Here is a 25,513-nt window from a genome sequence, read left to right as displayed (position 1 = left end):
GATCATCCGGACCTGGGCAAAGAAGCAAAGAGAGGGTAACATCATGTACGAAGACAAGACTCTGGTATGTAAGGAATGTGGCCAGGAGTTCGTGTTCACCGCCGGTGAGCAGGAGTTCTACGCCGAGCGCGGCTTCCAGAACGAGCCCCAGCGCTGCAAGGCCTGCCGTGACGCCCGCAAGGCTGCCTCCCGCGGCCCCCGCGAGTACTTCACCGCTACCTGCGCTTCCTGCGGCGGCGAGGCCAAGGTGCCCTTCGAGCCCAAGTCCGACCGTCCTGTTTACTGCAGCGATTGCTTCGCCCGTATGCGCGGCGAGCAGCACTAATCTGCATACCCCAAAGGCCGTCCCGTTCGGGACGGCCTTTTTCTATTGACTGAATGGCGCCTTTTTTCCAACCTCCGCATAGGATGTTCTGGACGGGGCTCCCGTCCCGTCCCAATCCATAGGAGGAGGGACACCCCTTGTATCCCGAGAACAACCCTCAGAACAATCCCGGCATCTGTGACGACAGCTGCGGCACGCTCCCTGAGTGCGCCCCCCTGGCCGTCCCCTATGTGCCGTTTCAGCCCAATAACCCCAAGCGCTACTCCCAGCAGGAGGCCCTGGCCAACGGCACCCTGTTTCCCGGCCTGAACCTGCCCTTCCGCATCAAGGCGGAGGCGGTGAAGGTGCTGGGCACCCAGCTGGCGGAGCTCCAGGCCCTGGAGTTCATGCTCCAGGAGCTGGGCCTCTACCTGGACACCCACCAGGACGACGCCGAGGCCTTCCAGCTCTTCCGGAAGTACGCCGCCCTGGAGGCCGAGGCCCGCAAAAAGTATGAGGCCGCCCACGGCCCCCTGACCCAGAATGCCGCCGCCGGCGCCGCCAGCTGGGCCGCCTGGCTGGAGGGCGACTGGCCCTGGAACTACACCGCGGAAGGAGGGGCCAAGTAATGTTCCAGTACGAGAAGAAGCTGCAATACCCCGTGCGCATCAAGACCCCCAACCCCAAGCTGGCCGCCTGGGTCATCAGCCAGTACGGCGGACCTGACGGCGAGCTGGGTGCCTCTCTGCGCTATCTGTCCCAGCGGTACGCCATGCCCTATCCCGAACTGAAGGGCCTGCTCACCGACATCGGTACCGAAGAACTGGGCCACCTGGAAATGATCGGTGCCATCGTCCATCAGCTCACCCGGGGGCTCACCCAGGAGCAGCTGAAGGAGGGGGGCTTCGCCCCCTACTTTGTGGACCACACCGCCGGGGTCTATCCCACCGCCGCCTCCGGCGCCCCCTGGAACGCCGCCAGCATCGGCGTCAAGGGGGATGTGATCTGCGACCTCACCGAGGATATGGCCGCCGAGCAGAAGGCCCGGGTCACCTATGACAACATCCTGCGCCTCAGCGACGACCCCGACGTCAGCGACGTGATCCGCTTCCTGCGGGAGCGGGAGATCGTCCACTTCCAGCGCTTCGGCGAGGCGGTGCGCCTGGCCAAGGAGAAGATGGACCAGAAGAACGTCTACTTCACCAACCCCGCCTTCGATACCGCCAAGAAATAACACAAGAGGCCGGCCCATCAGGGCCGGCCTCTTGTCATAGGAAGGGTGATTAGCCCACGCTCTCCAGGAAGCGCATCAGAATGGTAGCCACTTCCGCCCGGGTGGCGCTGCCCAGGGGATTGAGGGTGGTAGCGGTGCTGCCGGTGATCAGGCCCGCGCCGTTGGCCCACTGCATGGCCTCAACGGCATAGGAGCCGATCTGGCCGGCGTCGGTGTAGCTGCTCAGATCGTTGGACGCCGTCACATCATAGTTCTTGTAGGCGGCATAGCGATAGAGGATGGTGGCGATCTGCTCCCGGGTCATCATCTGATCGGGGGCAAAGGTGGTGTCGGACACACCGGTGACGATACCGGCGTCGGCAGCCCAGGCCACAGCATCGGCATACCAGGCATCCGCCGCAACGTCGGTGAAGGTGCAGTCGGCAGCCTCAGGCTTGCCCTCCAGGTTGTACAGTACCTGTACCAGCATGGCCCGGGACATCACGGTGTCGGGAGCGAAGGTGCCGTTGCCGGCGCCGTTCATGATGCCGTTTTCTGCCACATAGGACACCGCGTCGGCATACCAGGCGGAGGAGTCCACATCGTCAAAGCTGTAGGCCATATCCATGGAGTAGGTGGGCATTTTGTTCTCGGTCAGAACAGAGGGGGTAAACACGTCCTCCTCGGTCAGCTCACCGGCCTGGTCAGCCTTGACAAAGGCCCACAGTTCAGTGAGGATGGTCTTGGCGTTGGCAAAGGCCTCCTCGGAGACGCCCTTGGCCAGGGCAGTAGCGGCCTGCTCGGCCAGCTCCGGGTTCTTCTCATAGAGGGCGGTCATGGCCTCATCCACTGCCTCCTGCTGCTCGATGAGGGCCTTCTGGTAGTTCTCCCAGTAGAGCTTCACGTTGGCGCCATAGCGCTCCCGGTCATTGTCGCACAGGTCGTTGATGGCGGTAAATACCCAGTAGGCGGAAGTCTCAGCAGGGAAGTCCTCATCATCCAGCACTTCCTCGATGTCCTTGATGCTGGGGCTGTACTCGGTCTGGAAGATGTCGGAGGTGTCGGTCAGCAGGTTGCTGTAGTAGGGCAGGTAGACGGAGAACTCAGCCCGGGACATGGTCTGCCACTGGATGGTGGCCAGAGCCTCGGGCATATCGCTGCGGATCTCGAACACATGGCACTCGGCCTGGCGCTCGTTGCCGATGGCGGTGCCGTTGGGATTCTTCTCCGGGTTATTGTCGGCGGCATACTCAGTACCCTCGCCGCGGCAGGCCAGCAGCCGCAGCACCTCGTAGGTGGTCAGCTGATGATCGGCCTCAAAGAGCATATTGAAGGGGCCCTCGGGGGCAGCCTCACCGTCCCGCTCCACGGAAACGGACTGGGACAGCTCTTCGTTCAGGTAGTTGACGCCCTGCCAGTAACGGAAGTACTGGCCGTTGCCGAAGTCTTCGGAGCCGTAGGTCTTCTGGATGTCGATCTTGGTGATCTGGTCATCGGCCACCTTGCCCTGCTGAGAGGACACCAGGAAGCCGTTCTCCAGAGGCAGGGAGATCAGGTCGGCGGAGGCCACCACGTTCTCGGTGTCGGAGACGTCGATCTCGTTCATCACCACCATGTTGGGGTTGACGGACACCTTGTCGTCGGGCATCTTCATGGCCACATACTGGTGGCCGGACAGGGTCTCAAAGTCCCACACCTCGTTGGCATCGCTGATGGTGAAGGAGTTGCACTCGCCGGAGCCGTAGGTATCGATGATGGCGGCCAGCTTCTCCACGCCGTCCCGAGCGGAGTCTGCCGACATCAGGATCACGGAGGTGAGGGAGATCTCGCAGATGCCGGTATCCACCAGGGGATCGGCGGCTTTGGCATTGGCGTTATAGGAAGTGGACACGGTGGCGCTGACGGAGACGCCCTTTTCGTTCATGCCCACCTCGCCGTAGGCCTCACGCACCAGGTTGCCGTCCTCATCCACCACAGACTCGCCCTGCTCGATGGAGTCCCGCAGCACGGTATAGCGATAGGTATGGGAGGGATAGGGCATAGAGAAGCCGTATGTATCTTCATACATCTCTCCCTCGGCGTGATCGGCCGCCGGGCGCACCTCAAACACTTTGTCGTACAGCTTGCCGATGTCTTCCGAGCGGCCCACATAGGTAGAGCCGTTTTCTGACTGCTGGCTGCCTACATACAGACCACAGCAGGCACTGGCGCTGACGCCGCTGCTTACCACCAGGGAACCGGCCAGCAGTGCCGCTCCAAGCTGTTTCAACCGTTTCTGTTTCATTTGCTTCATCCCTTTTACAGATTTGCCATCGTCTCTTGGACGCGTTTCTGAGTATAGCACCACCCGCTGCATAAATCAAATATTATTTCATTAAATATTGCATAAAATTTCATACCACATCCAGGGCGTTTATCAGCTGAGGCATAAAAAAAGACCGCCCAGGTGATGAGGGCGGTCCTTTTTTGCCGGTCAGGAGAGCTTTACCTTGGCCACAATGACCTTCACAGGCACGGGGGACTCCAGGGCCACACGGGGGGCGTGGAGGTCCTGGGGCCAGACGATGTAGAAGGTGCCGGGCCGGACGGTGAGGGTGTCCCAGTCGGTGGTAAAGAACTGGATATCAGGGGTGTACTCGCTGAGCTGCTTCAAGGGGGCGTCGGGCAGGGAGTAGCCCATGCCCTCGGTGCCGGATACCACATACTGAATATCGGCGTAGTCCCGGTGGCACTCCAGTTTGCAGTCGGCGGGGAGCTTGGTGTCCACGTCAAACCGGGTGGCGTACACGTTGTCGCCGTCGATGTCCACTCTCTGGCCGGGGGTCAGGGTATCCGGGTCCACCTTGGCCAGCCACTCCAGGGCCTGCTGGAACCGCTGGCCCAGACCGTAATACAGGGGCGCGTTTTTCATTTTATCAATGACCATTGGGCTCACCTCCATGGTTGTTGTTTCCATCTTAGCCCCTGGGCGGCAAAAAGGCAACAGAAATTTGGACAAGCCGGGCGCTTCATGGTAGAATAGCAGGGACGGTTTCTTCTATCCCGCCCCGCCGCCGCATATTCTTCCTTGAAAAGGGGGGAGCGGTATGAAGCGGATCGGACAGTGGGCCCTGCTGTGGGTGCTGGCTCTGGCCACCGCCGGTTATCTGGTGTTCTGGCCGGGAGGCACGGTACAGACCGCGGGGCCTATGGACAGTGGACGGCCTGTTCTGGTGCTGGACGCCGGCCACGGCGGGGAGGACGGGGGCGCGGTGTCTCTCACCGGCGTGCCGGAGAGCCAGATCAATCTGGCCATCGTCCAGAAGCTGGACCTGCTGCTGGGGCTGTGCGGCCGGGCGCCGGTGGTGCTGCGGCAGGAGGACGTGTCTCTCCACGACTCGGAAGCGGATACATTAAGAGAGAAGAAGGTCTCTGACCTGAAAAACCGGGTGGCGATGGTGGAGGGGACGGAAAACGGGGTGCTGCTGAGCATCCATCAGAATATGTTCACCAACGCCAAGTACCACGGGGCACAGGTGTTTTACGCCCCCACCCAGGGGAGTCAGGAGTTTGCCGTCCACACCCAGGAGGTGCTGCGGCAGACGGTGGACCAAACCAATGAGCGCCAGGCCAAGCCCATTCCGGACACGGTCTACCTCATGAACCATATCACACGCCCCGCCATTCTGGTGGAGTGTGGCTTTCTGTCCAACCCGGAGGAGGAGGGCAAGCTGCGCTCGGAGGGCTATCAGCTCCAGCTGGCCGCCGCTCTCACCGGGGCGTGGCTGCAATATGAGGGCAATTTTACATCGTAACGCCGCCGTACAGGGCGGCTACACCAAAGAATAAAGGGAGGATCATCCACCCATGAAAGCAAAGACCATGTTTTACTGTACCGAATGCGGCAACGAGCTGCCCAAGTGGGCGGGCCAGTGCCCCGCCTGCAAGGCGTGGAACACCATTGTGGAGCAGCCCGCCGAGACCAAGCGGAAGAGCGCCGCGGCCGTGGCCACGGTGGGGGAGCGGCGGGGCAGCATCAAACCCCGGCTCATGGACGAGGTGGAGACCACCCGGGAGCTGCGGTTCCAGACCGGCATGAACGAGCTGGACCGGGTGCTGGGCGGCGGCGCCGTTCAGGGCTCCCTGGTGCTGGTGGGCGGCGCCCCGGGCATCGGCAAGTCCACCCTCATGCTCCAGATCTGCCAGAACCTATGTAAGTTTGCCAAGGTGCTCTACGTCTCCGGCGAGGAGTCCGAGCGGCAGATCAAGCTGCGTGCCGAGCGGCTGGGGGTGCGGGGGCAGGAGCTCTATCTGCTGGCGGAAACCAACCTGGACGACGTGGTGGAGGCGGTGACCGCCCTCCAGCCCGACGTGCTCATCGTGGACTCCATCCAGACCATGTACAACGGAGAGCTGTCCGCCGCCCCCGGCAGCATCGGCCAGGTGAAGGACTGCACCATGGCCCTGATGAATCTGGCCAAGGGCAGGGGGGTGACGGTGTTTGTCATCGGCCACGTCAATAAGGAGGGCTCCATTGCCGGACCCAAGGTGCTGGAGCACATGGTGGACTGCGTGCTCTACTTCGAGGGGGAGCAGCAGAACTCCTACCGCATCCTGCGGGCGGCCAAGAACCGCTTCGGCGCCACCAACGAGATCGGGGTCTTCGAAATGGGGGACGCCGGTCTCACCGAGGTACCCAACCCCTCGGAGATGCTGCTGGCCGGGCGCCCCCAGGACACCCCCGGCACCTGCGTCACCTGCGTCATGGAGGGGGTGCGGCCGGTGCTGGCGGAGGTCCAGGCCCTGCTGGCCCCCACCAGCTTCAACGTGCCCCGGCGCACCTGCAACGGCTTCGACTTCAACCGGGCCAACCTGCTGCTGGCGGTGCTGGAGAAGCGGGGCGGGCTGATGGTCAGCTCCTGCGACGCCTACATCAACGTCATCGGCGGCCTCAACCTGGACGAGCCCGCCGCGGACCTGGCTATGGTGGTGGCTCTGGCCTCCTCCTTCCGGGACCGGCCGGTGCCCGGCGACCTGGCCGCCATCGGGGAGGTGGGCCTCACCGGCGAGCTGCGGTCGGTAAACGCCCTGGGCCAGCGGCTCAGCGAGGTCCACCGGCTGGGCTTCACCAAATGCCTGGTGCCCCAGCGCACCGGGGCCAAGCTGGAGGTCCCCGATGGGCTCCAGCTCATCAAGGTCCGCAACATCCGGGAGGCCCTGGCCTTTTTATAAGGTAGGGGAGCCGCCCAGAATTTTTGGATAAAAAGCAAGTCTCTCTTGCAAAAAGGGAGAAAATCGGATATACTACCAATATCCTAGAAATTTGGAGGTATTCCCTTTATGGCTCAGATTACCAAAGATACCATCATCGGCGATATCCTGGACATCGCTCCCGAGACCGCTCCCATCTTCCTGTCCATCGGTATGCACTGCCTGGGCTGCCCCTCTTCCCGCGGCGAGACCGTGGAGGAGGCCTGCATGGTCCACGGCGTGGACGTGGACGAGCTGCTGGCCAAGATCAACGCCAGCGTGGGCGCTGCTCAGTAACAACCGTAAAAAAGGAGCGGTCAGACCGCTCCTTTTTTCGTAGGAGGTGAAGGGATGCGTCCCATGGAACTGACTCCCCGGCTGCGCTCGGTGGCCCAGCTGGTGCCCCAGGGGGCCAAATTTGCCGACATCGGCACCGACCACGCCTATCTGCCGGTGTGGCTCCTTCAGCGGGGGATCATCACAAAGGCTCTGGCCTGCGACCTGCGGCAGGGGCCTCTGGACCGTGCCCGGGCCACGGCGGAGAAATACGGCCTGACGGAGCAGATGGACTTCCGGCTGTGCGACGGCCTGGCGGGGGTGCGCCCCGGCGAGGCCGACACCATCGCCATCGCCGGCATGGGGGGCGAGACCATCGCCGCCATCCTGTCCGCCGCGCCCTGGACGTGGCGGGAGGACTGTCTGCTGCTCCTCCAGCCCATGAGCGCCCAGCCCCAGCTGCGGCTGTGGCTCCAGGAGCACGGCTACACCATTGCCCGGGAAATCCTGACCCGGGAAGGGGATACCATTTATACGACCTTCCAGGTAAAGGCCGGACCCATGCCGGAGCTCACCGCCGGTGAGCTGTGGGCGGGCCGGCAGAGCAGGGGGGAGGCCGACCCTCTGCGGAGCGAATACTTAAACCGGCTCATTGACCAGACCGGCCGGGCGGTGGAGGGGCTGCGCCGCTCCACCCGGAGCGCCGACGCCGGGCGTCTGGACGAAATGGAGCGGGCCCACCGGGGCCTGCTGGAACTGCGAGAGGAGTGGCTGTCATGGCAACCGTAAGAGAGATCTATCAGTATCTGGATGGGCTGGCCCCTTTTTCCCTCCAGATGGACTTTGACAACGCAGGCTTTCTGGTGGGCCGGGGGGACCGGACCGTTGACAAGGTGCTGGTGAGCCTGGACATCACCGAAGAGGTGGTGGCTGAGGCCGCTCAGCTGGGGTGCCAGCTCATTGTGTCCCACCATCCGGTGATCTTTTTCCCCGCCAAGTCGGTGACTGACGCCACCCCTGACGGGCGTATCCTACTCTCCCTGGTGGAGCACAACATCGCCGCCGTGTGCGCCCACACCAACCTGGACGCGGTGTGTGGGGGTGTCAACGACGCCTTGGCCCGCAAGCTGGGTCTTACCAACATTGAGCAGCTCAAGCAGGACGGGGTGGATTCCTCCGGCCGGCCCTACGGCATCGGCCGGGTGGGCAACACCGCCGGAGTGCCCATGTACGCCCCCGCCTTCGCCGCCTTCGTGAAGGAGACGCTGGGGGCAAACGGGGTGCGCTTTGTGGATGCACGCCGCCCGGTGCGCCGGGTGGCCGTGGGCGGCGGTGCCTGCGCCGATATGCTCAAGGACGCTCTGGCTCTGGGCTGCGACACCTTTGTCACCGCCGATGTGAAGTACAACGGCTTCCTGGACGCCAAGGCTCTGGGGGTCAACCTCATCGACGCCGGCCACTATCCCACCGAGCAGGTGGTGGTGCCTGTGCTGGCCAAGTGGCTGACTGACGGCTTCCCCAAGGTGGAGGTGCTCACCACCCAGACCCATAAAGAGGTGTTTTCCTACCTGTGAGGGCTTGTCAAGCCACAGAAAAAGTGATAAACTAGATGCGCTGATTTTCGACGAGAAGGGAACGAGTACCAATGTCAGGACATTCCAAGTGGCATAATATTCAGAAGACCAAGGGCGCGGCCGACGCCAAGCGCTCCCAGATCTTCACCAAGATCGCCCGCGAGATGATCGTGGCCGTCAAGACCGGCGGCAGCGGCGACCCCAACAACAACTCCCGCCTGGCCACCGTTATCGCCAAGGCCAAGGCGGCCAATATGCCCAACGACAACATCAAGCGCACCATCGATAAGGCTCTGGGCTCCGGCAACACCGACAGCTACGAGAACGTGGTGTATGAGGGCTACGGTCCCTCCGGCGTGGCCGTCATCGTGGACGCCCTCACCGACAACCGTAACCGCACCGCCCCTGAGGTCCGTCACCTGCTGGACAAGTACGGCAAGGGCCTGGGTGCCACCGGCTGCGTGTCCTGGTCCTTTGACCGCAAGGGCGTCATCATCATCGAGAAAGAGGACCTGGACGAGGACACCGTCATGATGGACGCTCTGGACTGCGGCGCCGACGATATGCAGGTGGAGGACGAGGTCTTTGAGGTGTACACCGACCCCGATTCCTTCGGCACTGTGCTGGCCGCCATGGAGGAGAAGGGCTACACCTTCGTTCAGGCCGCCGTGGAGATGGTGCCCCAGAACTACGTCAAGCTGGAAAATGAGGACGACATCAAGAACATGGAGAAGCTCATTGACCTGCTGGAGGACAACGACGACGTTCAGAACGTCTGGCACAACTGGGATCAGGGCTGAGTTTATAAAAAAGGAGCCTGCCGCATTTGCGGCAGGCTCCTTTTCTCATGGAATATATTCCAAATGCCGGCAGATCCATTTGCCCGCCTTGCTGCCCAGCACCAGGGCGATGGGCAGGGGAATGACTGCAAAGAGCAGAAGAAAAACCAGCGGATTCCAGGAGGCGGCATACAGCAGGACGGAGTAGTCGGAGAAGTGTTCCAGCAAAAAGACGTAAAACCGAAACATGAAATATACCGCCCACACCATGCAGAAGGCCTCCAGCTTGGAACTGTCCATTCCGGTGTGGACCCGGTCGGACTCCGGGATGGGACGGCCCTTGACCTCCCGCTCCAGCAGGGCGGCGTAATCCTCCAGGCCGCTGGCCTGGGCGGTGTCGGTGAAGCGCAGCTTGTCGTAGGCGTCTATGGCCGCCTGGAGCCGCTGCCGGAGGGAAAAGGCCGCCCTGGAGGCGTTCTTCTGAAAATCCTCGATCATGGCGCGGATCTCCTCCAGGGTGAAGCCCGCCTTCCGCAGGGTGGAGATGGCTTTCAGCCGGTCCACGTCGGCGGGGGAGAAGTCCAGCCAGGTCCGTCCGCCCCGGCGCTGGGCCAGGGGAACCACCAGTTTTTCCTGCACATAGAACCGCACCGCCCGCTCTGTCAGACCGGTCTGGGCGCATACTTCCTTCATTTTCATGGGCCATCCCTCCTTGGGTAAGGACAGTGTACCATCTGACGTAAGGGAAGAGTCAAGGGATTTTGCAAAAAAAGATGGCCCGGAGCTGCACGCTCCGGGCCATCATATCTGCAAGTAAGCCTGTAAGCCGGGTTCTGTCCTTTAAGACAGCCATCTATCTCGACGCACCGTTGCCGGTACGCTCAAGCCGCCTCCCCGGGACGGCCGGGCCGGCCTGTTGTCCCTCCACGGCGTTGCTCCGGATAGAGTTTACAGCGATGGACGCTTGGCACGCCATCGGGTGAGCTCTTACCTCGCCTTTCCACCCTTACTGGCCGGTCGCCTCCATCTGAAGGCGGTCCTGTTCCTAGTTTCGGAAAATGGGTGTATCACGTCGGCCTGCGGCCGCCGTGATGCATCCGCCTCCACATGGAGGCAACCGGCCAGCGGTCTATTTCTGTTGCACTTTTCCTAGGGTCGCCCCCGGCGGGTGTTACCCGTTATCCTTGCCCTATGGAGCCCGGACTTTCCTCACCCACGGGCCTTTCGCCCCGCAGGCGCGGCTGTCCAGCTTGCTTGCCCGACTATTTTACGCTATCTTGCCCGGATTGTCAAATCAAAAGCGCTCAGCGTTTGCATTTTCTCTTCAGGTGGGATATAATAAATTGGTTAAACTATGAAAAGGGAGGAACTGTTATGAAGCGTTCCACCATACAGGAATATCTGGCGGGTCTGAAGGGCAAGCGGGTGGCCGTCATCGGCATCGGCGTGTCCAACACCCCCCTGATCAAAATGCTGCTGCGGGCGGGTGTGAAGGTCACCGCCTGCGACAAAAAGCCCATGAGCGCCTTCGCCGGTCTGGCCGAGGAGCTGGAGAGCCTGGGCGCCACCCTGAAGCTGGGGGAGGACTACCTGGAGGACCTGGACTTTGAGGTCATCTTCCGCACACCCGGTATGCGGCCCGACCTGCCCCAGCTGGTGGCTGCCCAGCAGAAGGGGGCCATCCTCACCTCTGAGATGGAGGTCTTTTTCCAGGTCTGCCCCTGCCGCACCATCGCTGTCACCGGCAGCGACGGAAAAACCACCACCACCACCATCATCGCCGAGCTGCTCAAGGCGGCGGGAGAGACCGTCTATGTGGGCGGCAACATCGGCAAGCCCCTGCTGCCCGACGTGGACGGCATGGAGCCGGGGGACATCGCTGTGCTGGAGCTGTCCTCCTTCCAGCTGATGACCATGGACCGGAGCCCCAACATCGCCGTGGTCACCAACCTGGCCCCCAACCACCTGGACGTCCACAAGTCCATGGAGGAGTACATTGAGGCCAAGGAGAACATCTTCCTCCATCAGAGCGAACAGGATCTGCTGGTGGTCAACGCCGACAACGAGATCACCCACGGCTTTGCCGGGGAGGCTCAGGGCCGGGTGGCCATGTTCAGCCGCCTGTCCGAGCCCGCCCGGGGCGCCTTCCTGCGGGATGGGGCGATCTGGGTCCGCAACGAGATGCACGAGCGCCCGGTGCTGCCGGTAGCCGACATCCTGCTCCCCGGCACCCACAACGTGGAGAACTATATGGCGGCTATTACCGCCCTGGACGGCCTGGTGCCCGATCCGGTGGTGCGGGACTTCGCCCAGAAGTTTGCCGGAGTGGAGCACCGCATTGAGCTGGTGCGCACCCTGAACGGTGTGAAGTACTACAACGACTCCATCGCCTCCAGCCCCTCCCGTACCATTGCCGGCCTGCGCTCCTTCCACCAGAAGGTGATCCTCATCGCCGGCGGCTACGACAAGCACATCCCCTTCGACGTGCTTGGCCCTGAGATCATCGGCCATGTAAAGGAATTGTTCCTCACAGGTGATACCGCGGAGAAGATCAAGGCCGCCGTGGAGAACTGCCCTGATTACCTCCCCGCCGCCCTGCCCATCACCGTCATCGACGGCTTTGAGGAGGCGGTACTGGCCGCCCACAAGGCTGCCAAGCCGGGTGACGTGGTGATCCTGTCTCCCGCCTGCGCCTCCTTTGACAAGTTCAAGAACTTTATGGAGCGTGGCGCCGCCTTCAAGAAGATCATTTATGGATTGTCATAAATAGCCTCATAAGGAGGAGTTACATTTGGATATGAAAATTGTGCTGGAGACCCTGTGCGGCTGCACGGCGCCCTCCGGCTTTGAGACCCCGGCGGCACAGGCCGCCCAGGCCCTGCTGGCCCCCCTGGTGGATGAGACCAGCATCGACCGCATGGGCAACCTGATTGGTGTGCGCCGCTGCGGCAAACCGGACGCCGGGAAGGTTCTGCTGGACGCCCATCTGGATGAGATCGGCCTCATCGTCACCGGGGCGGAGGAGGGTTACCTCCGGTTCCGCACCATCGGCGGGGTGGACCCCCGGATGCTGCCCGGCCGGGAGGTGACCATTCTGACTCAGCCCCCCATGGTAGGCATGGTGGCCAGCCCCGGCCCCGAGCAGGATGACGAGAGCAAGTCCGTGCCCATCGCTGAACTGGTGATAGACGCCGGTCTGACCCAGGAGCAGGCGGAACAGCTGGTGGGCACCCCCATGGTGTACCGGGGCTCCTGCTTCCCTCTGGGGGAGGACCAGATGTGCGGCAAGGCCATGGACGACCGGTCCTGCTTCGCCATTCTGCTGCGCTGCATGGAGCTGCTGAAGGATAAGGAACTGGACATGGATGTGTACGTCATGGGCTCCACCCGGGAGGAGGTCTCCGGTGTGGGCGCCACCGTGGGCACCTGGGCGGTGCAGCCCGACTGCTGCATCGCCGTGGACGTGACCCACGGCCGCACCCCTGACGGCCCCGCTGACAAGACCTTTGTGCTGGGAGGGGGACCCGCCATCGGTGTGGGCCCCAACATGGCCCGCTGGATGACTCAAAGGCTGCTGGACAAGGCACAGGAAAGGGAAATTCCTTTCCAGCAGGAGGTCATGAGCGGCCACACCGGCACCAACGGCTGGGAGATGCAGATCAGCCGGGAGGGCGTGGCCACGGCGGTGCTGTCCCTGCCCCTGAAATATATGCACAGCCCCATTGAGGTGCTGTCTCTCACCGATCTGGAGCACACCGCGGCCCTGCTGGCCGCCTTTGTGGAGGATCTGGGAAAGGAGGGGCAGCTGTGAAGGAACTGCTGAGAAAACTGTGCGCTCTGCCCGGCGTGTCCAGCTGGGAGGACCAGGTGCGGGACTGCGTGATGGAGGTGGCCGGTCAGTACGCCACCGAGCTGCGTGTGGACGCCATGGGCAATGTCATTGCCTTCAAGGAGGGCGCCAAGGCCACCGGCAACAAGCTGCTGCTCACCGCCCATATGGACGAGGTGGGCCTGATGGTGCGCGCCATCACCGACGAGGGCTACCTGAAATTCGACACGGTGGGCCACATTGACCGCCGGGTACTGCTGGGCAAGCGAGTGCTGGTTGGGCCCAGGCTGCTGCCCGCCGTGGTGGGCTTGAAGGCCTACCATCTGGTGAGCCGGGACGAGGAGAAGAACGTCCCCAAGCTGGACGAATTCTACCTGGACATTGGAGCCAAGAGCAAGGAAGAGGCGGAAAAGCTGGTCCGTCTGGGAGACGTGGCCGCCTTTGACAGCACTCCTGAGCTTTTTGGAAACGGCCTGCTGAAGGGCCGGGCCCTGGACAGCCGCATCGGCTGCGCCGTGCTGCTGTGGCTTATGCGGGAGGAGCTGCCCATGGACTGCACCTTCGTGTTCACCGCCCAGCAGGAGGTGGGGGCAAGAGGTGCCTTCGGCGCCGCCTTCTCGGTGCAGCCGGAGATTGCTCTGGTGCTGGAGGGAGCCTCCGCCGCCGATCTGGCCGGGGTGTCCGCCCACAAAAAGGCCTGCGCCCTGGGCAGGGGCGCTGTGCTCCCCATTATGGACAAGGGCGTTATCGTGGACCGGAAGCTCTTTGAGACCCTGCGGAAGCTGGCGGAGGAACAGAACATCCCCTGGCAGCTCCGGGAGGCCACCACCGGCTCCGGCGACGCCATGGCGGTCCAGCGGGCCGCTTCCGGCGTGCGTACGGCGGTGATTGCCGCCCCCGTGCGCTACCCCCACACCCCTGCCACCCTGGCCAGCGCCGAGGATATCGAGGCCATGCTCCAGCTGACCCGGGCATTCATCAACCATCTGTCCAAGGAGGACTGACCATATGGATATTTTAGAGATCATGCAGGCCCTCAACGCCTGCCACGGCCCCTCCGGCAACGAGGGCCAGGTGGCTGCCGCCATCCGGACCCTGGCCGCCCCCTATGTGGACGAGATCACCACTGACGCTCTGGGCAACCTGATCTGCCACAAGCAGGGCACCGGCCCCCGGGTGATGTTTGCCGCCCACATGGACTCCATCGGCTTCATCATCACCCACATCGACGAGCATGGCTACCTGCGCTTCGGCCAGGTGGGCGGCCTGTCCGCCCACGACCTGCCCGGCACCCCCGTCCGGTTCCGCAACGGCACCCGGGGCGTGGTGGCGGTCCAGGGAAAGGTGGAGCCCAAGGACTGGAAACTGGATCACCTTTACATTGATATCGGCGCCAAGGATCAGGCCGATGCCAAGACCATGGTGCAGGTGGGGGACACCGCCGTATTTGACACCACTCCCTTTGTCAGCGGCCGCAAGATTTTCTCCCCCTATCTGGATGACCGCATCGCCTGTGCCATCCTGCTCTCAGCCATGGAGCGCATCAAGCACGCCGGCAACGACCTGTACTTTGTCTTTACCGTTCAGGAGGAGGTGGGCCTGCGGGGCGCCCGCACCGCCGCCTACGGCATTGCCCCTGACTACGGCATCGCCGTGGACGTGACCGACTCCGACGACATCCCCGACGCTCCCCACGAGTGCTCCAGCGTGGCGGGGAAGGGCGCCGCCATCAAAGTGATGGACAGCTCGGTCATCTGCCACCCGGCGGTGGTGAAAACCCTGGAGGATCTGGCACAGGCAAGGAATATTCCTTACCAGCGGGACATCCTCCGCTTCGGCGGTACCGATGCCGGCGCCATCCATCAGAGCCGCTCCGGCGTATACACCGGCGGCATCTCGGTGGCCACCCGGTACGTTCACACCCCCATGGAGGTGGCCGACCTGGACGACATCGAGGCCTGCGTGGCCCTGACCGCCGCCTTCGCTCAGGCCAAGCTGGAGGCGTAATTTCTCTGAAAATGGTGGGGCGTCTCCGACGTCCCGCCAAACCCACAAACCATAGATAGAACAGGATGGATCAAGGAAAATGTCTTTACAGATCAGCGACAAAGTAAAAGCCCTGGCGGCGCAGGCCCAGGCCGACCTGGCGGAGCAGTTTGCCCGCATCGACGCCATCGCCGAGGAGAACACCCAGAAGGTGCTGGCTGCCTTCCAGAAGCACCGGGTGGCTGAGGCCCACTTCGCCGGTACCACCGGCTACGGCTACGACGATCTGGGCCGGGATACCCTGGACCTGATCTACGCCGACCTCTTCCACACCGAGGACGCTCTGGTGCGGGTGCAGTTTGTCAACGGCACCCACGCCATCTCCTGCGCCCTCTTCGGCGCCCTCAAGCCCGGCGACATTCTGGTGTCCGCCGTGGGCGCCCCCTACGACACCATGCTGGGGGTTATCGGCGTGGTGGACAAGGGCCCCGGTTCCCTGAAAAGCTACGGCATCGAATACAGGCAAGTAGATCTGGTTGACAACGCCCCCGACCCGGTGGGGCTGGCGGAGGCCGTACGTGACCCCCGGGTGAAGGCGGTGCTCATCCAGCGGTCCCGCGGCTACGCCACCCGTGCCTCTCTGTCGGTGGCCGAGATCGGCGCACTGGCCAAGGTGGTCAAGGACAATAACCCCAACGCTGCCGTGTTGGTAGACAACTGCTACGGCGAGTTCGTGGAGACCATCGAGCCCACCCAGGTGGGTGCCGATCTGGTGGTGGGCTCCCTCATCAAGAACCCGGGCGGCGGTCTGGCTCCCACCGGCGGCTACATCGCCGGACGCCATGACCTCATTGAGGGTGCCGCCATGCGGCTCACCACCCCCGGCATCGGCAAGGAGTGCGGCTCCACCTTCGGGGCCAACCGCAGCCTCTATCAAGGACTTTTCCTTGCCCCCCACACCACCGCCCAGGCCGTCAAGACCGCCGTCTTTGCCGCCCGGATCATGGAGCTGCTGGGCTACCAGGTGGAGCCCGCCTCTGACGCGGTGCGCCACGACATCATCCAGATGGTCCATTTCGGCTCTCCCGAGCCCCTGAAGAAGTTCTGCAAGGGCATCCAGTTCGGCGCTCCCGTGGACTCCTACGTCACCCCCGAGCCCTGGGATATGCCGGGCTACGACTGCCCGGTCATCATGGCCGCCGGCGCCTTCATCCAGGGCGCTTCCATCGAGCTGTCCTGCGACGCCCCCATGCGGGAGCCCTACACCGCCTACTTCCAGGGCGGCCTCACCTATGAGAGCGGCAAGGCCGGCGTTATGCTGGCGGTAGAGGAACTGCTCAAGGATTAAGGCATAGGACGAACCGGCCCCCGCATAGCCTGCCCTGAGGGGGTGAGGCCATGAGGCGGTCCTTGCGGATGTGGTCCCCCCGCCGCAGATTCCATGTCCGGCGGCGGGGGGGAGGCCTGCTGCTGGCGGCTGCGGTGGGAATCGGTCTGGCGCTGCTGGTGATCTGGCTGCTGGACGCCGCCCTGCGGCCCGCCGTCACCACCCTGGCCACCGTTCAGGCCCAGAACAAGATCACCGGCATCGTCAACGACGCGGTGACCGCCACCCTGGCCGACCAGGGGGTGGCCTATGCCGACCTGGTGACGGTGGAGCGGGACGAGAGCGGCAAGGTATCCCTGCTGGCGGTGGACTCTGTCAAGCTGAATACCTTGCGTACGCAGATTCTGCAAGAGGTTCTGGAACAGGTGGAGGGACTGGACGCCCAGGAGCTGGGGGTGCCGCTGGGCAGCCTCACCGGCTTCTCCACCGCCTCCGACTGGGGGCCCACGCTGCCAGTGGGTGTACTGACGGCGGCGGTACCCAAAGCGGAGTTCTCCAACCGGTTTACCGCCCAGGGCATCAACCAGACCCTGCACCAGATCATGCTGGACATTACAGTGGAGGTCACCCTCCTCATCCCCGGCGGGCGGGCAGAGACCAGCGTCACCGCTCAGGTGTGTGTGGCCGAGACCCTGCTGGTGGGGGAGGTGCCAGACACCTATCTGGGGCTGCCCGCTGCCGGTTCGTAAGAAAAGCGTAAGACACGGCCTCTTTTCCCTGTGGTATGATAAGGGAAAAGGAGGCGATTGTATGGACGACCTGCTGTGGTATCTGGAGATTACGCTGGATTATATCAAACAGATGCTGCCCTGTATGGCCATAGCCGCGGGCTGTTTTCTGGCCCTGCTGCATCACAGAAGGCGGGGGCTGTACCGCCGGGGGCTGCAAAGCGGCGTGGTGCGGGAGATCGGCCTCTTGGCGTTTGTGCTCTTTTGCGCCGGACTGGCGGCCCTGACGGTCTTTCCCGCAAACTTCTGGACGGTATCCCACTGGCAGGAGGCCTTTCAGGGGCTGCGGCCCTTTTTCCCCATCACGCCCCTGAGCGAATCGGTGCAGTATATTGGATGGACACCCTATTTTCTGGATAGTTTCCAGACCATTGGCAGCTGGACCTTCTATATGGCGGCGGCCAACGCCCTGATCTTTGTGCCCATAGGCTTCTTTGCCAACCTGCTGTGGCGGAAACCCCGGTGGTGGAAGGGGCTGGTGGTGGGCTTCTGCGTGTCCCTTACCATCGAGTTTTTACAGCTGTTCGTCAACCGCTCCACCGATGTGGACGACCTGATCCTCAACACCACGGGGGCTTTCCTGGGCGGGCTCATTGCTCTGCTGCTGGGCAAGCTGGCCCCCAAACTCACCCGAAAATTCCAAGTGGAGGTCCGCCATGGACGAGAAACAGGAGATCCAAAGCCTGCGCCGGGAGCTGGAGCAGGCCAACTATGAATATTACGTGCTGGACAACCCCAGCATGAGCGACTACGACTTCGACCACAAGCTGCGCCGCCTGGAGGAGCTGGAGGCCAAGTACCCCGAGCTGGTGACCCCCGATTCGCCCACCCAGCGGGTGGGTGGCAAGGTAGCCGACGGCTTCGCCGAGGTCCACCACCGGGTCCCCCTGGAGAGCCTCCAGGACGTGTTCTCCTTTGAGGAGCTGGCCGACTTCGGCCAGCGGGTCCAGGACGCCCTGACAGGCGGGGTGGAGTACGACGTGGAGCCCAAGGTGGACGGGTTGTCGGTGGCGCTGGAGTACGAGAACGGCCTCTTTGTCCGGGGCGCCACCCGTGGTGACGGCCAGGTGGGGGAGGACGTGACCGAGAACCTCAAGACCATCCCCTCCATCCCCCTGCGTCTGCCTGAGGCCCTGCCCTCCCTCATCGTCCGGGGCGAGGTGTTCATGCCCAAGAAGAGCTTTGAGCAGCTCAATGCCGACCGGGAGCTGCGGGGCGAGGCCCTCTTTGCCAACCCCCGCAACGCCGCCGCCGGTTCTCTGCGGCAGCTGGACCCCAGGATCGCCGCCTCCCGCAAGCTGGACATCCGGGTGTTCAACGTCCAGTGGGCCGAAGGGAAGTCCTTCACCACCCACACCGAAACCCTGGAATACTTGGGGGAACAGCGCTTTAAAGTAATTCCCCATTACACCTGTCATTCCATCCAGGAGGCGGCGGAGCGCATTGCCGCCCTGGGGGACGGCCGGGAGGAGTTCCCCTTTGACATCGACGGCGCGGTTGTAAAGGTAAATAACCTTGCAGACCGAACCACCCTGGGTTCCACCGCCAAATTCCCCCGGTGGGCCGCTGCCTACAAGTATCCCCCCGAGCAGAAGGAGAGCGTGGTGGAGGACATTGTGGTGCAGGTGGGACGGACCGGTGTCCTTACGCCCAAGGCGGTTGTAAAGGCGGTGCGCCTTGCAGGTACTACCGTCACCAATGCCACCCTTCACAACCAGGACTTCATCACCGAGAAGGACATCCGCATTGGGGACACGGTGCTGGTTCAGAAGGCGGGAGAGATCATCCCCGAGATTGTGTCGGTCATTAAGGACAAGCGCCCTGAGGGCACGGTACCTTATCATCTGCCCGACCACTGCCCGGTGTGCGGGGCTCCCGTGGCCCGGGATGAGGACGGGGCCCACATCCGCTGCACCGGCGCCGAGTGCCCCGCCCAGCGGCTGCGGCACATCGTCCACTTCGCCAGCCGGGACGCCATGGACATCGAAGGTCTGGGCCCCGCCGTGGTGGAGAGCCTGGTGGGTGCGGGACTGGTGAAGGGTCCCGGCGACCTGTACAGCCTTACCGCCGACCAGGTGGAGCCTCTGGAGCGGATGGGAAAGAAGAGTGCGGAAAACCTGATGGCCGCCATCGAGAAGTCCAAATCCGCCGGGCTGGGGCGGCTGCTCTTTGCCTTCGGCATCCGGCAGGTAGGGCAGAAGGCGGGCAAGGTGCTGGCCGCCCGGTTTGGCACTCTGGACGCCCTCATGAACGCCGGTGAAGAGGAGCTCACCGCCGTGCCCGATATCGGCGGCATTACGGCCCAAAGCCTGCTGGACTGGTTTGCCAATGACCAGAGCCGCCACCTCATCGAGGCCCTGCGGCAGGCGGGGGTGTCCTTCGACAGCACCGAGGCCCCGGTGGGGGACAAGCTGGCGGGCAAGACCTTCGTACTCACCGGCACCCTGCCCACCATGGACCGGAAGGAGGCCGCCGCCCTCATCGAGGCCCAGGGGGGCAAGGTGAGCGGCTCGGTGTCCAAAAAGACCAGCTATGTGGTGGCGGGGGAGGCCGCCGGGTCCAAGCTGCAAAAGGCCAACGACCTGGGCATCCCGGTGCTCACCGAGGAGGAGCTGCTGGCTCTGCTGGGACAGGAATAAGACAGAAAAGGGTTCCGCCCGTACTAAATTTAGTACAGGCGGAACCCTTTTTTCAGGCCTTGTAACGCCAGTTTAGGAGCTTGTTCGGTTCTGCTTCTTCTTTTCTCTGATCAGCGCAGCCAGCAGAATTATGACACCAAACAAGTATCCGAAGGACAACGCACCGATCGATACCATTCCGAGACTCAATTGGTAAAAACAAAAAACCATAAGAATCATGCTTCCAACAATAACAACTGCCGGGAAGATAAGCGTGCCAACAGGTCCCAGACGTCTGGTTCCGGCATAACAGAACAAGCAATAAACGAGAAACCGACGCAAAAACATCCAGGTAAAGTATTGTTCATATGCAGTGTTGAAATAATGGAGGATTTCTGCGGGCATTCCTTGTTCCATAGCAAGCATATGCCCCGGCACCATGTGCGTAAGCACCAAAGACCAAATGACAAGTCCAATCCCAACGATTAAGTAATGGATTCCTTTTTGTCTTACCGTATTGCTGCGAAGAAGCAGAAACCATATCAACAGTCCCCAAAGCCACAATGCGTTTGCTCCATAGGTGTTTTCGATAGAAGGAAAAACAGACGAAGCATAGAAAGACGATATGGCACCATATTGTCCCATAAATCGTTCTGCGAAAATGAAAACAACCCCAAATCCCAGATTTCTCAGCCCTTCCAATAGCAGAACTGCTATGGGAATACATAATGCACTAAGCTCTATTCTCTCTGGCTTGATGCACTTTGTGATCCATAAAACGAAAACCACAGCCAATCCCAGACCAGCAAATGCCCAGGAGACGAGTGCTCCCGTGATATTACTGACTGCAAAAAACAGCAATAGTGTGATAGGGAGCGCCCACGAATTTCTCCCTTTGGCTGGTAACTGCTTCCCACATTTTCCGCAAAATACTGCATCTAATCCGGCGGGAGCACCGCACTGTGGGCAAAACCCCCCTGTTTGTTCTCGCATCTCTTTATTTCCTCCATCTCTCATATCGATTGAATGGGCACCTTTTAATATCCACAAACTTACACAATTACCCTTATATAGGATACTCTTAAAGTGCGAATGAATCAAGTATATTGCTGAATTCCTTCCTGTTTCGCTAAGCATATTGACCCGTGGGGCTCCGGCGGCGGTTTTGTTCGCCAACCGCCGCCCTTGACGCTCCGGCCCAAAACTGCTACAATATTTTGGATCCTGATCACCAAGGAATAGAAGGGAGCGGGCGGCATGGTGCTGGCGGTAGACGTAGGTAATTCCACCACCACGGTAGGTCTGTTTAACGGGGAGGGCAAGCTGCTCTTCCGGGCCACCCTGGAGACCTCCCGGAACAAGACCCGGGACCAGTGTGCCATTGACCTGCTGGGCGTGTTCGGACTCTACGGCGCCGACGTGAAGGCGGTGGATGGGACCATCCTGTCCAGCGTGGTGCCTCCGCTCACCGCCGTCTTTACCGATGCCCTCACCCGGCTCACCGGCAAGACGCCCATGGTGGTGGGGCCCGGCATCAAGACCGGGCTTAACATCAAAGCCGAGATCCACAATCAGCTGGGCAGCGACATCGTGGCCTCGGCGGTGGCGGCCATTGCCGCCTATCCCAGCCCCATCGTCATGGTGGACCTGGGTACCGCCACCTCGGCCTCCCTGATCGTGGGCAGCGTGTATGAGGGATGCGTCATTATGCCGGGCCTGACCCTGGCGCTGGAGGCCATGTGGGACCGGGCGGACGCCCTGCCTCCCATTTCTTTGGAGACCACCGCCCCGGTGGAGCTGCTGGGCCGCACCACCGAGGAGGCCATGCGCTCCGGCGCTCTCTACGGCCACGCCGCCATGCTGGACGGCGTCATCGACCGGATGGAGGCGGCGGCGGGCAGCCCCGTTACCGTGGTGGCCACCGGCGGCAGCGCGCCCCGTATCCTGCGCTACTGCAAGCGCACCGTCCACTACGACGCCGACCTGGTGATGCGGGGGCTCTACCTGCTCCACCAGAAGAACAGCCGGAAGCCCAGGAGGGCCTGACCTGGTACTCAACGGCACATTGCCGTGGGTAAATAAACGTGCGCTGCATCCTCAGACAGGAGCGGCAGCAGGAGGGAAGTAACCATGAGAGCAAACGAAAAAACCAGACGCCTGACCGGACTGGCCTTAATGACGGCCATTATCGTGGTCCTGCAGGTAGTCGCCAGCTTTGTCAAGTTCGGCCCCTTCTCCATCACCCTGGCCCTGGCCCCCATCATCATCGGCGCGGCCCTGTACGGCGCGGGCGCAGGCGCCTGGCTGGGCGCTGTGTTCGGTGTGGTGGTGCTCATCGCCTGTATTGCAGGCTGGGACTACGGCGGAAACGTCCTCTTTACCGCCAACCCGCTGCTCACCGCCGCCCTGTGTATTGTCAAGGGCGCTGCCGCCGGCTTTGTGTCCGGCCTGGTGTTCCGGGGCCTGTCCCGCCGCTCCCCCATGGGAGCCGCCATCACCGCCGGTATCGTCTGCCCGGTGGTGAATACCGGCATCTTCTGTGTGGGTCTGGCCGTGTTCTTCTACGACATCCTGGTGGCCTGGGCCGGTGGTACTGACTTGATCTACTACATCATCTTTATCATGACCGGCGTCAACTTCCTGCTGGAGCTGGCCATCAACCTGGTCCTCAGCACGGTGATCGTCCGGGTGGTGGGGGCCAGAAAGCGGTCCTGACATCCCAATATGCCAGCGGGCGGCCTTCGGGCCGCCCGCTTTTTCTGCTTGTCGGTAGTCCATTTTGCATTTTGAGGCTTGTGCTCATTCAAAAACCAGGAAGTTTTTCAAATAAGGACTTGCAATTCTGCAAGTCGACGCATATAATATGTCAAGAAAACGGATACAAGGGAGAGATTCCATTGAAAGAGCTGTCCAGGATCGCGGAGGCCGTCCAGGCGTCCACCACCATGGCCATTGACGCCATGTTCAAGCAGATGAAGGCCGACGGCATCGACGTCATCGGTTTCGGCGCCGGTGAGCCCGACTTTGATACCCCCGACGCCATCAAGGAGGCGGGTATTGCCGCCATCCAGAACAATGTGACCCGCTACACCCCCGCAGCCGGTACCGTGGAGCTGCGTCAGGCGGTGTGCGACCGCATGAAGGCCGACTACGGCCTGGACTACAAGCCCGCCCAGGTGGTGGTGAGCAGCGGCGCCAAGCACCTGGTGTACCTGGCTCTGCGTGCCATCGTCAACCCCGGCGACGAGGTCATTCTGCCCGCGCCCTACTGGGTCAGCTACATTGAGCTCATCAAGATGGTGGGCGGCGTGCCCGTGGTGGTCACCGCCACCGAGGCCGAGCACTTCAAGCTCACCGCCGACAAGCTGGAGGGGGCCATCACCGACAAGACCAAGGCCATCATCCTCAACAACCCCTCCAACCCCACCGGCATGATGTACAGCAGGGAGGAGTTGGAGGCTCTGGAGGCGGTGTGCGCCAAGGCCGACCTGTACGTCATCTCCGACGAGATCTACGCCTGCCTGGTGTACGACGGCCGGGAGTTTACCAGCTTCGCCTCCCTCAGCGAGGACGCCAAGGAGCGCACCATCCTCATCAATGGCGTGTCCAAGGCCTACGCCATGACCGGCTGGCGCATCGGCTACGCCTGCGCCAACGCCAAGATCGCCAAGATCATGGCCAACTACGTCAGCCACTCCACCGGCTCCCCGGTGGCCATCTCCCAGAAGGCCTCTGCCGCCGCCCTCAGCGGTCCCCAGGATGAGGTGCTCACCATGAAGAAGGCCTTTGAGGAGCGCCGCAACTTCATCGTCAAGGAGATGAACGCCATCCCCGGCGTCAGCTGCATCATGCCTGAGGGCGCCTTCTATGTGATGATGAACCTGAATGAGCTCATCGGCAAGACCATCCACGGCGTGGAGATCACCAACGACGACGTGTTTGCCGACGCCTTCCTGAAGTACGGCCTGGTGGCCGTGGTGCCCGGCTCCGGCTTCGGCGCCCCCAACTTCGTCCGCTGGTCCTACGCCACCTCTATGGACAACATCAAGGAGGGCCTGGCCCGTCTGAAGAAGTTCCTGGCGGAGTAAGTTCCGCCCTGTGAAAAGAGACCGCCGTCGGCGGTCTCTTTTTTATCGGCCCGGCGGGGAATCGGGGAATGACAAAATCCCCGCCAATCCGCCTCAGGCCGTTGACTTCCTGCCATAGGGGTGGGTATAATGTAAGGTACGCATTCAATAAGGAGTGAACTGTCCATGAGAATGGTGCTGGCCATCATTTTGTGCAAGATCCTGCGCTTCGTGGGCAAGCTGGTAGGGAAGGGCAGCAGCCTGCCCGGCCAATTTGCCTTAAAACTGTGCCCTGACGTACTGCGGCGGGTAAAGCTGCCCTCCTACGTCATCGCCGTCACCGGCTCCAACGGCAAGACCTCCACCGTGGAGATGATCGCCTCGGTGCTGCATGCGGCGGGGAAGGACGTGGTGTACAACGCCGAGGGCTCCAACCAGATCGAGGGCGTCACCACCCTCATCCTCACCCACTGCACCCTGGGCGGGAAGATGAAGGGGGACGTGCTGCTGCTGGAGAGCGACGAGCGCTACGCCCGCTACAGCTTCAAGTGGTTCCATCCCACCCACTTTGTCATCACCAACCTGTACCGGGATCAGCTTACCCGCAACGGCCATCCAGAGTGGGTGTACGACGCCATCCTGCCCGCCATCCACGACGACACCACCCTGGTGCTCAACGCCGACGACCCCCTGGTGTCCTGCTTCGCCCAGGGCCACGACAAGGTGAAGTGGTTCGGTCTGGAGGCCTGGGAGGGGGCTACCAAGGAGCATCACGGCGTGTACCATGACGGCGCCCGGTGTCCGGTGTGTAAAGGGAAAATGGAGTATACCCTTTACCATTACAATCAGGTGGGCCATTACCGCTGCACCGCCTGCGGCCACCACCGCCACGAGCCCGACTTTGCCGCCACCGGCCTGGACCTGAAGGAGGGCAAGCTGGTGCTGGACGGGGATACCGAGATTGCCCTCAGCTTCCGCAGCATCTACAACGTGTACAACATCCTGGCGGCCTGGTCCCTGTGCCGGCTGTGCGGGGTGGACAAGGCCACCATCGCCAGTGTGCTGGGCAGCTACATCCTGAAGAACGGCCGGATGGTCACCTTCACTCTGGGGGGGCACCACGGCACCCTGCTCACCAGCAAGCACGAGAACTCGGTGGCCTACGACACTAACCTGCGGTATATCAAGGACACCGGCAAGGACTGCTCGGTACTGGTCATCGTGGACGCCATCAGCCGCAAATACTTCACCGGCGAGACCAGTTGGCTGTGGGACATCGACTTCGACCAGCTTTCCGCCCCTCATGTGAAGCGTGTGGTGCTGTGCGGCAAGTATGTCAACGACTTGGCCCTGCGGTTTGACTGCTCGGCGGTGCCCCAGGACAAGATCACCTGCCTGGACACCGTGGCCCAGGCAGCGGAGCTGCTGGAGCAGGACGGGGAAGAGGACCTGTATGTGGTCACCTGCTTCTCCGACCGGGACAAGCTGCTCAGCCGGGTCCAGCGGACGGAATAAGGAGGGGT

Annotated in this window: 25 protein-coding genes and 1 other RNA gene; 21 read left to right on the top strand and 5 right to left on the bottom strand. The window is 62.3% G+C overall.

Translation table 11 applies throughout. The features are described from left to right. The first annotated feature begins 43 nt into the window (after nt 1-43). The 3 genes from B5G40_RS02920 to B5G40_RS02910 all read left to right on the top strand — a co-directional run bounded on the left by B5G40_RS02920 (nt 44) and on the right by B5G40_RS02910 (nt 1,538). Nucleotides 44-325, top strand: coding sequence for a zinc-ribbon domain containing protein (locus B5G40_RS02920; protein ID WP_087188755.1), 282 nt, complete (start codon nt 44-46; stop codon nt 323-325). A gap of 137 nt (nt 326-462) precedes the next feature. Further along, nucleotides 463-933: a spore coat protein CotJB gene (locus B5G40_RS02915; protein ID WP_087398703.1), complete on the top strand. Its 471-nt coding sequence runs from the start codon at nt 463-465 to the stop codon at nt 931-933. Next, nucleotides 933-1,538, top strand: coding sequence for a manganese catalase family protein (locus B5G40_RS02910; protein WP_087269566.1), 606 nt, complete (start codon nt 933-935; stop codon nt 1,536-1,538). Before B5G40_RS02915 ends, B5G40_RS02910 begins: the two co-directional genes overlap by 1 nt. 49 nt (nt 1,539-1,587) lie before the next feature. On the opposite strand, the gene B5G40_RS02905 is transcribed toward B5G40_RS02910, so the two are convergent. Both B5G40_RS02905 and B5G40_RS02900 read right to left on the bottom strand, forming a co-directional pair. Then, nucleotides 1,588-3,801 carry a C69 family dipeptidase gene (locus B5G40_RS02905; RefSeq protein ID WP_158099471.1) on the bottom strand — a complete coding sequence of 738 codons (2,214 nt, stop codon included), beginning with the start codon at nt 3,799-3,801 and terminating at the stop codon, nt 1,588-1,590. A gap of 189 nt (nt 3,802-3,990) precedes the next feature. Next, entirely contained in the window at nt 3,991-4,443 is a 453-nt protein-coding gene (locus B5G40_RS02900; RefSeq protein ID WP_242955426.1) for a YhcH/YjgK/YiaL family protein, read from the bottom strand. A gap of 160 nt (nt 4,444-4,603) precedes the next feature. On the opposite strand from B5G40_RS02900, the gene B5G40_RS02895 reads away from it, so the two are divergent. From B5G40_RS02895 to B5G40_RS02870, 6 genes are all read left to right on the top strand, one after another. Then, complete coding sequence (locus B5G40_RS02895; RefSeq protein ID WP_087269572.1) at nt 4,604-5,311, top strand: N-acetylmuramoyl-L-alanine amidase; 708 nt, start codon at nt 4,604-4,606, stop codon at nt 5,309-5,311. Nucleotides 5,312-5,363: 52 nt separating this feature from the next. Then, the gene (gene radA / locus B5G40_RS02890; protein WP_087269575.1) at nt 5,364-6,728 is read left to right on the top strand and encodes a DNA repair protein RadA; all 1,365 of its coding nucleotides are present in this window, start codon (nt 5,364-5,366) and stop codon (nt 6,726-6,728) included. 108 nt (nt 6,729-6,836) lie between these two features. Then, nucleotides 6,837-7,043 carry a DUF1858 domain-containing protein gene (locus B5G40_RS02885; protein ID WP_087188762.1) on the top strand — a complete coding sequence of 69 codons (207 nt, stop codon included), beginning with the start codon at nt 6,837-6,839 and terminating at the stop codon, nt 7,041-7,043. 54 nt (nt 7,044-7,097) lie between these two features. Next, nucleotides 7,098-7,811, top strand: coding sequence for a tRNA (adenine(22)-N(1))-methyltransferase (locus tag B5G40_RS02880; RefSeq protein WP_087188763.1), 714 nt, complete (start codon nt 7,098-7,100; stop codon nt 7,809-7,811). After that, entirely contained in the window at nt 7,799-8,596 is a 798-nt protein-coding gene (locus B5G40_RS02875) for a Nif3-like dinuclear metal center hexameric protein (protein ID WP_087269578.1), read from the top strand. The genes B5G40_RS02880 and B5G40_RS02875 overlap by 13 nt, the downstream gene beginning before the upstream one ends. Nucleotides 8,597-8,667: 71 nt before the next feature. Beyond that, nucleotides 8,668-9,396 (top strand): YebC/PmpR family DNA-binding transcriptional regulator, encoded by a 729-nt coding sequence (locus tag B5G40_RS02870; protein WP_087269581.1) that lies wholly within the window; start codon nt 8,668-8,670, stop codon nt 9,394-9,396. A gap of 45 nt (nt 9,397-9,441) precedes the next feature. Here the strand turns inward: B5G40_RS02870 and B5G40_RS02865 are convergent, their stop codons facing one another. After that, a complete protein-coding gene (locus tag B5G40_RS02865; protein ID WP_087269584.1) occupies nt 9,442-10,074 on the bottom strand; it encodes a MerR family transcriptional regulator in 633 nt (210 codons plus the stop codon). Between the two features lie 107 nt (nt 10,075-10,181). After that, nucleotides 10,182-10,632, bottom strand: an RNA gene (gene rnpB / locus B5G40_RS02860) — RNase P RNA component class A. A gap of 117 nt (nt 10,633-10,749) precedes the next feature. Here rnpB and murD point away from each other — a divergent pair. From murD to ligA, 8 genes are all read left to right on the top strand, one after another. After that, nucleotides 10,750-12,141 carry a UDP-N-acetylmuramoyl-L-alanine--D-glutamate ligase gene (gene murD / locus B5G40_RS02855; protein WP_087330286.1) on the top strand — a complete coding sequence of 464 codons (1,392 nt, stop codon included), beginning with the start codon at nt 10,750-10,752 and terminating at the stop codon, nt 12,139-12,141. A gap of 31 nt (nt 12,142-12,172) precedes the next feature. Continuing rightward, nucleotides 12,173-13,186, top strand: a complete 1,014-nt coding sequence (locus B5G40_RS02850; protein ID WP_087398726.1) for a M42 family peptidase — start codon at nt 12,173-12,175, stop codon at nt 13,184-13,186. Then, entirely contained in the window at nt 13,183-14,208 is a 1,026-nt protein-coding gene (locus tag B5G40_RS02845; RefSeq protein ID WP_087398701.1) for a M42 family metallopeptidase, read from the top strand. The genes B5G40_RS02850 and B5G40_RS02845 overlap by 4 nt, the downstream gene beginning before the upstream one ends. 4 nt (nt 14,209-14,212) lie before the next feature. Then, nucleotides 14,213-15,211: a M42 family metallopeptidase gene (locus B5G40_RS02840; RefSeq protein WP_087398700.1), complete on the top strand. Its 999-nt coding sequence runs from the start codon at nt 14,213-14,215 to the stop codon at nt 15,209-15,211. A gap of 79 nt (nt 15,212-15,290) precedes the next feature. Beyond that, on the top strand, nt 15,291-16,538 hold the full coding sequence (locus tag B5G40_RS02835; RefSeq protein WP_087398699.1) for an aminotransferase class I/II-fold pyridoxal phosphate-dependent enzyme: 1,248 nt from the start codon (nt 15,291-15,293) through the stop codon (nt 16,536-16,538). Nucleotides 16,539-16,588: 50 nt separating this feature from the next. Beyond that, nucleotides 16,589-17,266, top strand: coding sequence for a sporulation protein YunB (gene yunB / locus B5G40_RS02830; RefSeq protein ID WP_087330277.1), 678 nt, complete (start codon nt 16,589-16,591; stop codon nt 17,264-17,266). Between the two features lie 61 nt (nt 17,267-17,327). Further along, nucleotides 17,328-18,020, top strand: coding sequence for a VanZ family protein (locus B5G40_RS02825; protein WP_087398698.1), 693 nt, complete (start codon nt 17,328-17,330; stop codon nt 18,018-18,020). Continuing rightward, complete coding sequence (ligA, locus tag B5G40_RS02820; protein WP_087398697.1) at nt 17,962-19,944, top strand: NAD-dependent DNA ligase LigA; 1,983 nt, start codon at nt 17,962-17,964, stop codon at nt 19,942-19,944. Before B5G40_RS02825 ends, ligA begins: the two co-directional genes overlap by 59 nt. A gap of 72 nt (nt 19,945-20,016) precedes the next feature. Here the strand turns inward: ligA and B5G40_RS02815 are convergent, their stop codons facing one another. Then, on the bottom strand, nt 20,017-20,940 hold the full coding sequence (locus B5G40_RS02815) for a zinc ribbon domain-containing protein (RefSeq protein WP_143383356.1): 924 nt from the start codon (nt 20,938-20,940) through the stop codon (nt 20,017-20,019). Between the two features lie 240 nt (nt 20,941-21,180). Between B5G40_RS02815 and B5G40_RS02810 the strand changes: the two genes are divergently transcribed. From B5G40_RS02810 to B5G40_RS02795, 4 genes are all read left to right on the top strand, one after another. After that, on the top strand, nt 21,181-21,969 hold the full coding sequence (locus B5G40_RS02810; protein WP_087330268.1) for a type III pantothenate kinase: 789 nt from the start codon (nt 21,181-21,183) through the stop codon (nt 21,967-21,969). Nucleotides 21,970-22,053: 84 nt separating this feature from the next. Further along, nucleotides 22,054-22,638, top strand: coding sequence for an ECF transporter S component (locus tag B5G40_RS02805; protein WP_087398695.1), 585 nt, complete (start codon nt 22,054-22,056; stop codon nt 22,636-22,638). 182 nt (nt 22,639-22,820) lie between these two features. Further along, a complete protein-coding gene (locus B5G40_RS02800; RefSeq protein WP_087398694.1) occupies nt 22,821-24,011 on the top strand; it encodes a pyridoxal phosphate-dependent aminotransferase in 1,191 nt (396 codons plus the stop codon). A 165-nt stretch (nt 24,012-24,176) separates the two neighbouring features. Further along, the gene (locus tag B5G40_RS02795) at nt 24,177-25,505 is read left to right on the top strand and encodes a Mur ligase family protein (RefSeq protein ID WP_087398693.1); all 1,329 of its coding nucleotides are present in this window, start codon (nt 24,177-24,179) and stop codon (nt 25,503-25,505) included. Nucleotides 25,506-25,513: the final 8 nt, after the last annotated feature.

The organism is Flavonifractor sp. An9 (assembly GCF_002161245.1).
Classification (GTDB): Bacteria; Bacillota; Clostridia; order Oscillospirales; family Oscillospiraceae; genus Flavonifractor; species Flavonifractor avicola.
This window is presented reverse-complemented; position numbering and strand designations above follow the sequence as displayed.

Excerpts from the sequence above, each read along its gene's own strand:
- B5G40_RS02825 (WP_087398698.1), top strand. The coding sequence starts at position 17,328 with ATGGACGACCTGCTGTGGTATCTGGAGATTACGCTGGATTATATCAAA.
- B5G40_RS02895 (WP_087269572.1), top strand. The coding sequence starts at position 4,604 with ATGAAGCGGATCGGACAGTGGGCCCTGCTGTGGGTGCTGGCTCTGGCC.
- B5G40_RS02920 (WP_087188755.1), top strand. The coding sequence starts at position 44 with ATGTACGAAGACAAGACTCTGGTATGTAAGGAATGTGGCCAGGAGTTC.
- B5G40_RS02840 (WP_087398700.1), top strand. The coding sequence starts at position 14,213 with ATGGATATTTTAGAGATCATGCAGGCCCTCAACGCCTGCCACGGCCCC.
- B5G40_RS02850 (WP_087398726.1), top strand. The coding sequence starts at position 12,173 with ATGAAAATTGTGCTGGAGACCCTGTGCGGCTGCACGGCGCCCTCCGGC.
- B5G40_RS02805 (WP_087398695.1), top strand. The coding sequence starts at position 22,054 with ATGAGAGCAAACGAAAAAACCAGACGCCTGACCGGACTGGCCTTAATG.
- B5G40_RS02875 (WP_087269578.1), top strand. The coding sequence starts at position 7,799 with ATGGCAACCGTAAGAGAGATCTATCAGTATCTGGATGGGCTGGCCCCT.
- B5G40_RS02815 (WP_143383356.1), bottom strand. The coding sequence starts at position 20,940 with ATGAGAGATGGAGGAAATAAAGAGATGCGAGAACAAACAGGGGGGTTT.
- B5G40_RS02870 (WP_087269581.1), top strand. The coding sequence starts at position 8,668 with ATGTCAGGACATTCCAAGTGGCATAATATTCAGAAGACCAAGGGCGCG.
- B5G40_RS02885 (WP_087188762.1), top strand. The coding sequence starts at position 6,837 with ATGGCTCAGATTACCAAAGATACCATCATCGGCGATATCCTGGACATC.
- B5G40_RS02865 (WP_087269584.1), bottom strand. The coding sequence starts at position 10,074 with ATGAAAATGAAGGAAGTATGCGCCCAGACCGGTCTGACAGAGCGGGCG.
- B5G40_RS02835 (WP_087398699.1), top strand. The coding sequence starts at position 15,291 with ATGTCTTTACAGATCAGCGACAAAGTAAAAGCCCTGGCGGCGCAGGCC.
- B5G40_RS02910 (WP_087269566.1), top strand. The coding sequence starts at position 933 with ATGTTCCAGTACGAGAAGAAGCTGCAATACCCCGTGCGCATCAAGACC.
- B5G40_RS02795 (WP_087398693.1), top strand. The coding sequence starts at position 24,177 with ATGAGAATGGTGCTGGCCATCATTTTGTGCAAGATCCTGCGCTTCGTG.
- B5G40_RS02905 (WP_158099471.1), bottom strand. The coding sequence starts at position 3,801 with ATGAAACAGAAACGGTTGAAACAGCTTGGAGCGGCACTGCTGGCCGGT.
- B5G40_RS02900 (WP_242955426.1), bottom strand. The coding sequence starts at position 4,443 with ATGGTCATTGATAAAATGAAAAACGCGCCCCTGTATTACGGTCTGGGC.
- B5G40_RS02810 (WP_087330268.1), top strand. The coding sequence starts at position 21,181 with ATGGTGCTGGCGGTAGACGTAGGTAATTCCACCACCACGGTAGGTCTG.
- radA (WP_087269575.1), top strand. The coding sequence starts at position 5,364 with ATGAAAGCAAAGACCATGTTTTACTGTACCGAATGCGGCAACGAGCTG.
- ligA (WP_087398697.1), top strand. The coding sequence starts at position 17,962 with ATGGACGAGAAACAGGAGATCCAAAGCCTGCGCCGGGAGCTGGAGCAG.
- murD (WP_087330286.1), top strand. The coding sequence starts at position 10,750 with ATGAAGCGTTCCACCATACAGGAATATCTGGCGGGTCTGAAGGGCAAG.
- yunB (WP_087330277.1), top strand. The coding sequence starts at position 16,589 with ATGAGGCGGTCCTTGCGGATGTGGTCCCCCCGCCGCAGATTCCATGTC.
- B5G40_RS02880 (WP_087188763.1), top strand. The coding sequence starts at position 7,098 with ATGCGTCCCATGGAACTGACTCCCCGGCTGCGCTCGGTGGCCCAGCTG.